Annotated in this window: 13 protein-coding genes; 4 read left to right on the top strand and 9 right to left on the bottom strand. The window is 36.0% G+C overall.

The window, feature by feature from the left end; all coding sequences use genetic code 11:
• Positions 1-128: 128 nt before the first annotated feature.
• The 4 genes from HEQ36_RS15355 to HEQ36_RS15340 are packed head-to-tail and all read right to left on the bottom strand — an operon-like array spanning position 129 to position 3,702.
• Positions 129-665, bottom strand: coding sequence for a methyltransferase domain-containing protein (locus HEQ36_RS15355; protein ID WP_168635342.1), 537 nt, complete (start codon positions 663-665; stop codon positions 129-131).
• Between the two features lie 37 nt (positions 666-702).
• Entirely contained in the window at positions 703-1,491 is a 789-nt protein-coding gene (locus tag HEQ36_RS15350; protein WP_168635341.1) for a phytanoyl-CoA dioxygenase family protein, read from the bottom strand.
• Between the two features lie 53 nt (positions 1,492-1,544).
• The gene (locus HEQ36_RS15345) at positions 1,545-2,768 is read right to left on the bottom strand and encodes a macrolide family glycosyltransferase (RefSeq protein WP_168635340.1); all 1,224 of its coding nucleotides are present in this window, start codon (positions 2,766-2,768) and stop codon (positions 1,545-1,547) included.
• Positions 2,769-2,787: 19 nt separating this feature from the next.
• Entirely contained in the window at positions 2,788-3,702 is a 915-nt protein-coding gene (locus HEQ36_RS15340) for a hypothetical protein (protein ID WP_168635339.1), read from the bottom strand.
• 761 nt (positions 3,703-4,463) lie between these two features.
• Between HEQ36_RS15340 and HEQ36_RS15335 the strand changes: the two genes are divergently transcribed.
• Positions 4,464-5,159, top strand: coding sequence for a methyltransferase domain-containing protein (locus HEQ36_RS15335; RefSeq protein ID WP_168635338.1), 696 nt, complete (start codon positions 4,464-4,466; stop codon positions 5,157-5,159).
• Positions 5,160-5,473: 314 nt separating this feature from the next.
• Here HEQ36_RS15335 and HEQ36_RS15330 read toward each other — a convergent pair whose 3' ends face one another.
• The 3 genes from HEQ36_RS15330 to HEQ36_RS15320 all read right to left on the bottom strand — a co-directional run bounded on the left by HEQ36_RS15330 (position 5,474) and on the right by HEQ36_RS15320 (position 9,876).
• The gene (locus HEQ36_RS15330) at positions 5,474-6,388 is read right to left on the bottom strand and encodes a hypothetical protein (RefSeq protein WP_168635337.1); all 915 of its coding nucleotides are present in this window, start codon (positions 6,386-6,388) and stop codon (positions 5,474-5,476) included.
• Positions 6,389-6,767: 379 nt separating this feature from the next.
• On the bottom strand, positions 6,768-8,216 hold the full coding sequence (locus HEQ36_RS15325) for a bifunctional orotidine-5'-phosphate decarboxylase/orotate phosphoribosyltransferase (protein WP_168635336.1): 1,449 nt from the start codon (positions 8,214-8,216) through the stop codon (positions 6,768-6,770).
• 19 nt (positions 8,217-8,235) lie between these two features.
• Complete coding sequence (locus tag HEQ36_RS15320) at positions 8,236-9,876, bottom strand: DUF655 domain-containing protein (protein WP_168635335.1); 1,641 nt, start codon at positions 9,874-9,876, stop codon at positions 8,236-8,238.
• A gap of 134 nt (positions 9,877-10,010) precedes the next feature.
• Here HEQ36_RS15320 and HEQ36_RS15315 point away from each other — a divergent pair, with 134 nt between their 5' ends.
• Positions 10,011-11,159 carry a cysteine desulfurase family protein gene (locus HEQ36_RS15315; RefSeq protein ID WP_168635334.1) on the top strand — a complete coding sequence of 383 codons (1,149 nt, stop codon included), beginning with the start codon at positions 10,011-10,013 and terminating at the stop codon, positions 11,157-11,159.
• Positions 11,160-11,242: 83 nt separating this feature from the next.
• On the opposite strand, the gene HEQ36_RS15310 is transcribed toward HEQ36_RS15315, so the two are convergent.
• Complete coding sequence (locus HEQ36_RS15310) at positions 11,243-11,605, bottom strand: phage holin family protein (RefSeq protein ID WP_027404063.1); 363 nt, start codon at positions 11,603-11,605, stop codon at positions 11,243-11,245.
• A gap of 227 nt (positions 11,606-11,832) precedes the next feature.
• On the bottom strand, positions 11,833-12,120 hold the full coding sequence (locus HEQ36_RS15305) for a DUF4090 family protein (protein WP_039200652.1): 288 nt from the start codon (positions 12,118-12,120) through the stop codon (positions 11,833-11,835).
• Positions 12,121-12,283: 163 nt separating this feature from the next.
• Between HEQ36_RS15305 and HEQ36_RS15300 the strand changes: the two genes are divergently transcribed.
• Both HEQ36_RS15300 and HEQ36_RS15295 read left to right on the top strand, forming a co-directional pair.
• Positions 12,284-12,556 carry a hypothetical protein gene (locus HEQ36_RS15300; protein ID WP_027404065.1) on the top strand — a complete coding sequence of 91 codons (273 nt, stop codon included), beginning with the start codon at positions 12,284-12,286 and terminating at the stop codon, positions 12,554-12,556.
• A complete protein-coding gene (locus tag HEQ36_RS15295) occupies positions 12,553-12,933 on the top strand; it encodes a clan AA aspartic protease (protein ID WP_053539946.1) in 381 nt (126 codons plus the stop codon). The genes HEQ36_RS15300 and HEQ36_RS15295 overlap by 4 nt, the downstream gene beginning before the upstream one ends.
• Positions 12,934-12,941 lie beyond the last annotated feature (8 nt).

Raw genomic sequence — 12,941 nt, 5'->3', positions numbered from 1 at the left:
TGTAGAGACGTTCCATGGAACGTCTCTACAAGGGTTTTGAAATCATCAAAAATCATTTTCATACCTCAAATCAGCAACGCCTAAATTCTTATCTATCTAGCAACTGCTATATTGACCCTAGCTTGATGTTATAAATGCGCCAATGCCCAGACGTGGTAGGGAAATTCTGGTTCGTTATCTAGGGAATGAGAAAGAGGATCATATTCGACCCATTGAGAGAAATTAGCAATGATACATTGGCGATTTCCCCAAGAGCCAGTTTGAATGTTATCTAGAGGAAATCCGCATTCGTGGAGAAAGTGTTTGAGTCCAGTTTCTGTCCAGCGTGTGCAATCTATAGGGTAGTTATGAATTTTTATTAAAAAAGGGACAGAGATGAGAAAATACCCTCCGGGGGAAAGCATGGAAATAATATTGCGACCGGCTCGATAGGGATATAATAAATGCTCAAAAACTTGTTCTGCGATAATTAAATCAAACTTTCTTGGTAGGGGTGCAGAACAAATATCATATTCTGGATAGTTGATATTTTCATACTCTTGAAACCCAAAAGTTTCCCAAGTCTTGCCTGAAACTTCTAATACTCGCCATTTTGAAAACGGCAAATTCTCTAGTAGCTTCGCCGTTTCCCGGTTCATTATGACTCGACTCCAAGTGATCCCCATAATTGTATTTCTTGTATAAATTCTTGATAATTTAATTTTATTTTTGAGTAAATATACGATCAAGTTCGTCTTCACTCAGAGCTATTAATGGCGTGAGATCAGGATTTGATAAAAAAGCTGGTCTTTCTTTGTTGGGAAGGGCGCTGTTTTCAATACTACTATAGGTGATGACAAAGTTTCGGCGGTCCCAGGGAGAAATGTTGGCAACAGAACCATGTAATGTATCGTAATGTACAAACAAAACCGATCCTGCTAGGCCTTTCGGTGCGACAATTCCTTGCACAGATGCAAATTTGGCAATTGTTTCTGGAGCGACTGCTAAGGATGAGTTAGTAGTTGAAGCGGAAGTTGCCGGTTCGAGTATTCCCTGTTGATGAGAACCTGGTATGTAATATACTGGTCCATTAAATTCATTGACTTCATCTAAGAAAAGGATGGCATTTCCTCCTTTTGGTGAGGAAATTCGTTCGTAATACTGTGCAAATGCAGAGTCTTGATGCCACCCCCACATTCCTCCGGTAAAAGCTGGTTTCATGACAATTTTACTGCGAAAAACGTACAATTCACTGGCAAAAAGTTGTTGTGCAACTGCCAATAGACGAGGGTGACGGACTAAATCTCGGAAAATTTTGTTATTGAGATGAGATCCATAGAGAGTGCGTAAGGTTTTTTGATCATCTTCTAAAACACGACCAACTGCTTCATCGTCCATGACATTGGGAATTTGATCACAAATTACTGAAATTTCCTCACGGCTAAAACACTCTGGAATGAACAAAAATCCTTGTTCTTCATAACTTTTTATTTGCTCTATTGTCAGTTTCATTTTGCTGCTAATTATAATTTACTTAGTTAATGCAGATAATAAAATTTGTGCTATTAAAAAACATGAGAAATGCTATTCCTCTGTTTAAATTCTAAAATTTTATCTACTGCTTTTTGCGTACCACCTGATGTTATCAAAGAATCACTTAATAGATCAATATTACTACGAATTTTTTCATCTTTGATAATCTGTTCAACAAGCGATCGCAATTTCAATGGAGCAATATTTTTCTGTTTTACCCATACTCCGATATTTAATTCTTCTACACGATTAGCTACTAAATATTGATCCCCTCCCTGGGGAAATACAATCAATGGTACTTTGTTAATTAATGCCTCCCAAGTGCTATTAGTTCCCCCATGAGTAATGAAAACACTAGCCTGCTGAAGCACTTGCATTTGAGGTACATAGTTGCTGACAATAAAATTAGGGGGAATCTTTCCCAATTCAGCAATATCTATAAATTTCCCCACAGACATTACTACCGTATACTCACTATTTGCAAAAGCTTGTAAACATTTTTGATAAAAAAAGGTTTTAGAATTATATAATGTCACCGATCCTAGTGAAATATAAATAATTGGTTTTTCTGCACTCTTTAATAAAGGAAATTGAGAATCAACTGCTCTCTCACTGTAGCAAGGTCCTGTAAAAATATAACTGGCATCGAAATATGAACGTTGGATCTGAAACATTTCCGATGTATAAACAATATTTAAATCACCTCGCAAATTCATAGAATTTGGTTGTAGTTGAAATACATCTTTTTTGCTAATCGCCTTTAGTGTATATTTTTGGGTTAATTGCCGCCAAAGTCGTTGATGTCGGTAAAATCTTTGTAAATGTTTAACAATATCATTAATCGGGTAGGCTGCTAATAACAATGGTAACGGGGGCAAAAAATGAGGTGGTAGAAGAAAATTGGTATGGAAGCAAACGCTAGATATATTCAGTAAATCCGCACAGATAGCAGCCCATAAGCATTTAGCATGAAAAATAATTAATTTGGGGCGGTTGACTTTTAAATTTTCTAATAAAATTGGTACAGCATCTAAGCAATATTCTATCAACCGCGATTGCAGTGTAGGATCTGAATCTGGAGGTTTCATGCTAGGCAGTGGTTGAAATCTAGCACCTGCTGATTCTATTTTATCTCGAAATTCATCGAAGTAATAATAATCTATTTTTTCTCCTCTATCAGCGAGTTCTTGAATTAAACCTAGAGTTGTATCAATCCGGGTGTAACTAGGAAGATCAAAGAAAGCAATATCTGCCATAATAGTAAATCCTCAGTAATTAAACCCACTTTAAAGCTTGAGAAATAAAGTCAATATGGGGAGCTTTTTGTGCCATTCCTATCCCTACATGAGTTCCATATATACCTTCGTTAACAACTGAATTTATTGACCAATCAATTGTTTCTCCAATCTTTTTATTAGCACCAAAGGCTATTTCTGTGAGATTTAAACCTCTTTCTAAGTTGTAAGTCATATCTAATAATGCAGCAATCTCATCTTTACCATCTATGATCAGATGAGTTATGGCATTATCTTCTATTTCTAGATATTTTTCTTGACTTAATTTCACCCTATCTGTAATATATTGCAAAGGCTGCCAATTATAATCTTTTGTTTCTTGAGTTGTAGTTTGGGTTAATATGCCATCAAAATAGAAAGTTCCATCTACAGAAAAGCTGGATTTATTTGCTTTTGTATTCACTACTGAACTTTCCCAGAACTCAGCCACAGAGTAAAACCATCCTGACTCCAGTTCCACGTCAGCATTAGCTATTTCTATATTCTCACCTAGATAGCATTTGAGCTTGCTTCCTCTTGAGTCTGATAAATATAACTCACTTTCACTTTCAGCTATTTTATCATATAAAATATCTCTAATTGCTAATGCTTGTTGAATATCACCTGATAATAGCTGATTAAAAGAATATTGAATTACAGGTAAGCTCCCATCAAACTTTACTGCTGGTAAATGTACTATGGTACTTTGAGAATCATGCCAGAGTTGTTTAAGTTTGTAATAGTAGCTATAATCTGAAAAGATTAAAAAGGCTGTTTGTTTACTCTTAAAGTCATAATCATCAAAAAAAATAGTTTTATATCCTTGCTCCTGAGAGTAAGTATGAATTTCATTACTATCAACAATAATTGGCATCTGTCTTTGAATAAAAGCTTGATAAAACTCTAAGATGTGCATATTTATTTAACGAATTACAAAACTTTATTGTCTTCAAGATATCTTAATTAAGTGTGAAAAATTAACAATTTTGGACAACAATTATGAGAATTGTTGCCCAACTGCTTAGACTAGTCTTAGAACCTGTAAATACTTACATTACTAATTAGTTTTCTGCAAAAATTACTAGTAAATATTACCAGTAAGCATTACCCAAATTGCTGCGGGTTTCTTTGTTAACTTGTTCAAGTTTACGTTTTTGTGTTTTCTTAGCGTTCATTTTAGTTGCTCCTTAAAATTTGCAATTTTAGCTACTAATTGGCGAGTTGTTTTTTAACTCGTTGATATCACTGTATCAGCATCAATTTGATTTAACAAGATCAATTTCCAAAATGTTTACATTTTTTAATAAATAAAGATGGATCAGGTAATTAAGGTTTAATTTGCAGTTTTTAAGTCAAAAAAACCCTTTATATTACAGTCCGCTTGCACAATACAACTATGCCAATGAATATACCTTGTATTATCCCATTATTCTAACTAGCTCTGCATTTTTGTGACTAACATTCAGCCTATAAGCATTGAATTTTATGGTTTATTTATCAATTATCTTCACTGTTTGGGTATGACTATTACTGGTGAATTATTAATAGAATAGGCTGATGACAAAAAGCGTATTAATCATAATATAAATATCCGGTTTTATTCGTGAAATTACTTGGATATGATCAACTCGTAGCCTGCTATCCTAGCAAAGTACCTTTATTAATGTGAGAATACCAATGGCGGATTTAAAAATAACTGCTGGAGAAAACTACAATGATTATGTAGGACCGGCAAAAGAGTACGATTTCATGGGAGCGTCTCAATTTCGCTTGCTTTGTACACTAGGTCTCCGATCTCAGCATAAATTGCTTGATTTTGGCTGTGGTTCGCTCCGTGCAGGTCGGCTTTTTCTACCTTACCTTGATGAAGGTTGTTATTACGGAGTAGAACCCAACAAGTGGTTAATCGAGGATGCTATAAAGTTCCAAGTTGGAGAGGATCTCCTTCGCATTAAAAAACCGTGTTTTAGTTATAACGATAAGTTCTCTTTAGCTGAATTTGAAACCGATTTTAATTTTATCCTCGCACAATCCGTATTAACTCATACTAGGACTAATTTAGTAGATCTTTGTTTTCAGAACTTTGCTAAACATTTGAAACCTGATGGTCTTATCGTTGCTACTTTTATGGAGGGAGATACCGACATGGAGGGAGATGGTTGGGAATACCCTTTGTGTGTAACAATTCGACCAGCCACAATTAAAAAGTTAGCACAAGATGCCGGACTGGTAGGAATCTCAATCCCCTGGTTTCGTCCCAGACAAACTTGGTATGTTTTTGCGAAAAACCAAGACCGTCTTCCAACTCAGGCTATGTTTCCTTATCTTCATGGTGTTGTCCTATTCGATCCAATGTTTGAAAGAGTTATTTGACAGGTTATATAGGATTCAATACTGTTCGGTTAAGGCTAAAACATTGAACCTGTCCGGTAATTAAATGTGTATAACCTGAAAACCTTGTAGGGACAATTCATGAATTGTCCCTACGATAATTTTCACCAGATGTCTATTGTTATATCGTAAGTTGGGTTGTGGAACGTAAACGTTCGCGGAGCAATCGGAACGAAACTCAACAAAATCATTGGTAATGTTGGGTTTCACTATCGCTCAACCCAACCTACATTTCTACATTTCCCTAAAACCAAAAAACTTTGTACCTCACTAGCATGGAAACGGCTATATCGGCATTAAATAATCTTTATGCTTTGAGAAATAAAATCAATATAAGGAGATTTCTGTGCCATACCTATGCCTATGTGCGTTCCATATACTCCTTGATTCATAATGGAGTTTATCTGCCAATTCAGATTTTTTTCAATATTTTTGTTACAGCCAAATCCTATCTCAGTAAAACTCAAGTTACGTTCTAAACCATAATCCATTTCCAGTAATATGGAAGTTTCATCCCTACCATCCAAAATGAGATGAGTTATAGTATTATCTTCGATATGAATATATTTTTCTTGACTTGAATTGACCTTCTCAAGTAAATATGTCAAAGCATCCTGGTGACGTTCTCTCACTTGTGGGTTTGCACAAGCGTGAATTATGCCATCAAAAAAGAAAGTTCCATCTAGTGAAAAACTTGATTTATCACTTTTAATATTGACTATTCCGCTTTCTAGCATTTCCGAAATTGAGTAAAACCATCCTGGTTCTAAATCATCTTGAGTATTTATAACTTCTAAACTTTCTGACAATAAGCACGTTAATTTAGTCCCTCTATGATCAGATAAATATAATTCATCTTCCACTTCAGCAATTTGCTCATAAGTTTTAGCTCTTAACTCTAATACTTCTGTTAAATTACAAGAGAGAAGTTGCTCGAATGAATAAGCGATAATTTGAGGATTTATATCATATCTAACTGCTAGTAGGTGGATAATCGTACTTTTGGAGGTACGAGATAGTTGCATAAGTCGATCATGATAACTATAATCTGAAATTACAGCAAATGCTAATTGTTGACTAGCAAAATCGTAATCATCAAATAAAATAGTTTGATATCCTTGCTCTTGAAAATAATAATTAAGATCAGTGCTATCAACAAGGATAGGAATTTTTTTATTAACTAAGGAATGATGAAAACGTATGGCATTCATTGAGAAATTTGTTCCTGTTTTGATTGGTGATAAAAATTACTAAGCTTTATTTTTAAACATTCAGAGTTTCAGAGGGTGTTTGAAAAGTTTTGAATGTATAGACTGACCCCTCTCCAAACCTCTCCCCTGCAAGGGGAGAGGCTTTAAAACCCCCATTCCCTTGCAGGGAAGGGGGGTAGGGGGGTTAGGTTTTTGGAGATTACCGGTTTGATATAATACTTTTCAAACAACCTCTCAGATAACCGACTGCTTAGAGAAGTCGGGTGTTTTGTTGTTGGGAAATTATTGAAGATTCCCATATCTAACCATTCTAACTACAGTTTACTACAAAATCCTAATTATTGAATTAGTTTTGTATCACTATCTTGAGAATAAATGTCTAATTTATTTCAGATAAGGTTTTAAATTGTTCCTCACTAATACGTCCTGCTGCATATAAAGTTTCTGTAATTTCAGAAATTGTTAAAACTGCGTGTGCTTGATAACCATTTTCTCGCAATCTGTCTTTTACACCTTGCTCATGGTCCATAAATACTACAATATCATTGACATTTAATCCTGCATATTTTAACTTTTCTGCTCCTTCCATTACGCTTTTACCACTGATCAGAATATCATCAACAACGACAACAACTTCTCCAGGATTAAAATTACCTTCTATTACCTTGCGGGTTCCGTGTGCTTTTACTTCTTTGCGGGGAAAAATCATCGGGGAATTTAGATGTAATGATAATCCAGTAGCAGTAGGTAAAGAACCATAAGGAATACCGGCTATTCTATCATAAGTTAGGTCTTTAAGAATCTCTGCATAAGCAATTACTATCTGATGAAATATTTGGGGATTGGAAATGATTTTACGGAGGTCTATATAATAGGGAAAGGTAGCTCCAGAAGCTTGGACAAATTCACCAAACATGATACAACCAATGTCATAAAGTTGTAGAATTAAATCTAAAAGCGGGTGTTTATTTAACAAACAAACATCAGGAAACCAGACGGAACAAGCGGAGTTTTCTTGGGAAATTTCAGTTCTGAGATGATTGATTTCCGCCCTTAAAGATTGCAGTTGTGTACATAGATTTTCACTTCCTAACATATCTTGAGAAACGGGAAGAAGTAACCCATCACCATTATAATTTAATCCTGCTGATAGCAAGTTTTTAAGATTACCACCTTCAGACCAAATACTGCGGGCTAAAATTACTCTTTCTGGTGCTTCTTTGCGAATTTTTGCTAAAATATCTGGCTGAATAGTTCCTACTTCTAAACCCAGTTGTTCAGGTGTTCCCCAATTTTTTGCTTCTTTAACTACTTGTAAATAAAAAGGGGATTCCGCTGTAGGATATTGCTGTAAAATTGCCGCACCTGGATTAGAAGTTGTACACAAAATAAAAACGGCTTTATCGGGATAAACTAAAAAGGGGGCTACGTGATCTTGTCCTGCATAAGGACTCAATGTAATCGCATCAATTTGCCATTCTTCAAAAACAGTTTTAGCGAAAATTGTACTAGTATTAAGATCGCTATGTTTAGCATCTAATATAATCGGAATATGGGCAGGAATAGCGTTTAAAGTTTTTTCTAATAATTCCCATCCTGGGATACCTAAAGCTGCGTAAAATCCCAGAGTTGGTTTATAGGCACATACTAAATCACTGGTTTGGGAAATAGTAAATTCTAACCAATTCCACAGACTATCAATCATACTTTTGGGATCTGATTTCTGGGAATATCGTTCAGGGAGCATTTCTGGATTAGGATCTAGTCCTACAAATAGTAAACTCTGATTTTGAGCGATCGCCCCATTCAATTTATCGTAAAATTTCATATGATTATCCGTATATGCGTTAATCTGCGGTTAATGTGATCACTCCTTCCCATTTTACCAACATTTTAGCACTAATTCCTGGTACTTTATCAACATCTTGTAAAGAAGTAAATTTTTGCTGTTGACGGGCTATAATTATCCTTTGGGCTAACTTTTCACCCACACCAGGAAGAGTTTCTAATTCTGCTTGACTTGCTGTATTGAGATTAATTTTAGTGTTAATCGAATTTACAAAAGATGATGGTTGTTTGATTTGGGGACATTTTTTAACTTCCGCATCTATTTTAGATTTAACATTTGCTGGTAAACCGGGTTTTATTTTACCATAAAGGCGGTCAAATTCCCGTTGATAATGTACTGCTACTGTGGGATTTTCAATCACTATTAATGTTTCATCATTGCCATTATTTGCTGCTTCTGACCAATTATGTGAACCTGTAATTACGGTTTGGTTATCAATGACTGCAAATTTATCGTGTAATAAATCTCCCTTGGCTAAAATTGGGACTCCAACGGTAGAAATGGGATTTTTCCAAGGACGGTTATCAACTTCATATTTACAGTTATCACTTAAAGCAAATCCCATCATATCTAACGCTTCACTGTAGGGACGATAAGCAAATTGAGGTTCAATTAAAGCCCGAACTTGCACATTTTGATGATGACGTTCTTCGAGAATATTGGCAAGTTGTTGATCTGAAAATACAAATAATGCTAAATCTACTGTTTTTGTGCTTGTAGATAAAGTTTTAGCAATTAACCCATTACTGGAATTACTCCAAGGTTCAGTAGGAGATGTTGGAGAAAAATGAATTGTAATTTTGCTATTCCCTAATGTAATTGTTTGTGGGTTACGAACAGGTTTTGTAACTCCAAATTTACTATCTGGTTTTCCTCCTACTCCGTCACCCCAGATAATATTAAACTCTTCTGTGAGTAGGGTTGCTAATTCAGAACTATCAATTTTTAATAAATTATTGGTATTCCCTAAACTACTAAGATTACTAATATCACCTGACGTATCACTAAAGGTAAAATTGGCAGAAGTAATAATTACAAAACGATGATCAACAATGACAAATTTATGGTGCATTAAACTACTACCCTTTGAACCATCAGCAGTATCATCTATCCAGGGAATCTGGGCATTTTGAACAATAGCTAAACCATCCCGTTGACTAATTTCCTCTGGTGTGATTTGATTATCTTGATTGATATCCACAAATTTCCGAAATTCTTGATATCGTTCTTGTTCTCTTTTTCCTAACTTCGCTATTTCTGCGGAAGTGAAACTACTCCACGGACGAGAATAATTACTTTCTAAAATTAACCTAATCTTTACGCCAGATTTTTGTTTTTGTGCTAATATTTGGGCAACTCTTGGTAAACGCAATTCTTGTACAGCTACATCTACAGTAGATTTAGCTTGGGAAATAGTGTCAACAATCTGCTTTTCTAAATCATCCCCTAACCGGGTTTGCTGACGATAGGTTTCTTGATATTCTGAAGATTGGGAATTATTAAAGTAAACTTGAATTAAAGGATCTTGAGGTAAAGGTGCTAAACGCTGATTTGATGATTGAACCTGTTGACAACCACCTAAAGTGAATAGCAATAAAAAGATATAAGAAAAATAGCGTATTTGTGGGAAAATAAACACAGTAATCTGATAAAAGTAAATTACAGGGATTTTAATGTATTTATATCACACCCTGAATTAATTTCTTCCTTTGCGCCTTTGCGTGAAACTCTTACCTAAAAATAGCAATACGTAATTATTATTTATTAATTTTTATGCAAGTATATCTAGATTACAGTGCAACTACTCCAACTCGTCCAGAAGCGATCGCAATTATCCAAACAATCCTAACACAACAGTGGGGTAATCCTTCCAGTTTACATGAATGGGGCAACCGTGCCGCCTTGATTTTAGAAACAGCCAGAATGCAAGTTGCAGGATTAATTAACGCAGTTCCCGAATCTATTATTTTCACGTCTGGGGGAACAGAAGCAGATAATTTAGCAATTATGGGAGTGGCGCGGTGTTACACTACCCCCCAACATATGATCATTTCCAGTGTAGAACATTCCGCCATTTCTGAACCGGCGAAAATGTTAGAAAATTGGGGTTGGGAAATTACCCGTTTAGGTGTAAATCATCAAGGAAGAGTCAACCCCGAAGACTTAAAAGCAGCTTTACGACATAACACTGTTTTAGTATCTGTGATTTATGGACAAAGTGAAATAGGAACAGTTCAACCAATTGCTGAATTGGGGAAAATCACAAAAACACACGGCGCTTTATTTCACACAGATGCAGTGCAAGTTGCTGGACGTTTACCGCTAGATGTGCAGACATTACCCGTAGATTTATTGAGTCTATCCAGTCATAAAATCTATGGCGGTTTGGGTGCAGGGGCGTTATATGTGCGGACTGGAGTGGAATTAATGCCGCTACTGGGTGGGGGTGGACAGGAGAACGGACTGCGTTCAGGGACGCAAGCAGCGCCCGCTATTGCTGGATTTGGAGTAGCTGCGGAGTTAGCAGCACAGGAATTAGAGACGGAAACAGGGAGATTGATCCTATTGCGCGATCGCCTCTTTGCCATTCTAGCAGATGTTCCCGGTTTAATACCCACAGGTGACAAAATTCATCGTTTACCCCATCATCTCAGTTTTTATTTAGAAGCAGCCGACGGAGAAAAAATCAGCGGTAAAACCTTAGTAAGACAGTTAAATTTAGCCGGAATTGGTATTAGTGCAGGTGCGGCTTGCAATAGTGGAAAATTGAACCCTAGTCCCATTTTATTAGCAATGGGATATTCTCAAAAAGCGGCTTTATGTGGAATTAGATTAACTTTAGGAAAACAGACAACAGCAGCGGATATTGATTGGACTGGGATAGTTGTGAAACAGATTTTGCAGAGATTAATCCCAGATTGATTTTTGGGATTCGTATTGATAATATAACGAATAGGTGATAGTAAGCAATTACCAATCACCAATTACCAATCACCAATTACCAATTAAACACCTAATAATTTGTAGATAATGTTATTGACAAGAGTAAGCGCAAAAGCACCTAAAATTGCGCTCCAAATGCCAAAACGTAACCGGAAACCATCTACTAACCAAGCAGCAATACTAAAACAAGCAACAGCAATCATGAAAGTGAAGATACCAGATAATAAGTCAAAGGTGGCTAAATTTGGTATCACAAACAAAAATTTGAGAACTGGCTTCACTAATGCTGTAATAATACCTAAAACTGCGGCAGAAAAAATTGCCTTTTCAGGAGAATCAATTTCCACTCCTAAAGGTAATTTACTAATAATCCACAAACTAACAGCCGTTACTAACCAAACAATTAGCAGCGTCGTAATATCCATTACCAGAACCCCTGAAACGTGAATGTTGATATGACGATAAATTACCTGGTTGACTTGGTTTCTTGATCCAAAAATCTTCGTAGCTTAACCAATTATTTATAAATTAGCAGAATTTCTGACTAGAACTGAAATTTATTCTAGATATCTTTAGGTTTACTATAAACCACCAGATCCCCGACTTCTTAGAGAAGTCGGGGATCTGACTTTTGCACGGAATTCTTTGTCTTTTATTTACCACCGTAGAAAAAAGCAATTTCCTTTTCTTTTAAAGGTGCAAAACCAGCTTCAACCAGCTTTTGATCAAGTTCAGCTTGGGGGATATGTTTAGCACCAATCCGAACAATGCGAGAACGCATGGTATTGGATACACCGCTGCGTTGTCTGCCTGATTCTAAACCCATAACTTGTTCATATAGGTCTAATTTAACTATGGGAATAGGAGAACCATCAAAATCAATTCCCCTTGATATCGCTCTATCAATAGCATCAGCACCCGTGGTATTTTCAGTAGTCATGGTAACGTATTTTCAGAGATGTTGAAATATTTTACCAGGGAATAGGGAACAGGGACGGTTCAGCTAGAATAAATTTTTCCGCTATTTCTGCTATATAATTAACTTATCGCTTGATTAATTTACATTTAAAATAATTAAACAGCATAAAGGAGGTTTAATGATCATGCAGGCTATTTTTTGGACCATAGAAGAAGTTGCTCAAAGGGCTAAACAATTTTACGAAAATGGCATTCGTCAACAAGTGGAATGTGATGATCACATTGGCAAAATGATTGTAATTGATGCGGAAACCGGAGAATACGGAATTGATAAAACTGGTGTAGAAACTGCACTAAAGTTAAAGCAAAAGAAACCAAATGCCAGATTATTTACGATGCGGATTGGTTATGATGTTGCTGTCAGCTTTGGGGGAGCGATTGAGCGTACTGTCAAATGATTTACGGGAGATTGATCGATAGCAAAGCGATTGTGCCAGTAATTTTTCGTTTACCGACACAACGAGATTTTTCTATTAATTTTATTATTGATACTGGATTCAACGACCATCTTACCTTACCACCACAAGCCGTCAGCGCGATGAATCTGCCGTTATATTCCACTACGCTTGCTAGATTAGCCGATGGTAGGGAGACGTTGTTATCTATACATTTAGCAACAATTGTTTGGGACAATCGAGAAAAAGTAGTTCCTATTTTAGCATCTGGTTTTAAACCTTTATTGGGAACGGCTTTGATGGCAGGATATCATCTGGAGATTGATTTTGAAGAGAATGGTTTAGTTTCGTTAGAACAAATCCCACCCTTGATTTCATAGATTCAGGA

The organism is Anabaena sp. 54, assembly GCF_017355725.1.
Taxonomy (GTDB): domain Bacteria; phylum Cyanobacteriota; class Cyanobacteriia; order Cyanobacteriales; family Nostocaceae; genus Dolichospermum; species Dolichospermum heterosporum.
Note: the sequence above shows the minus strand (reverse complement) of the source record. Positions and strands in the feature narration are given on the sequence as shown.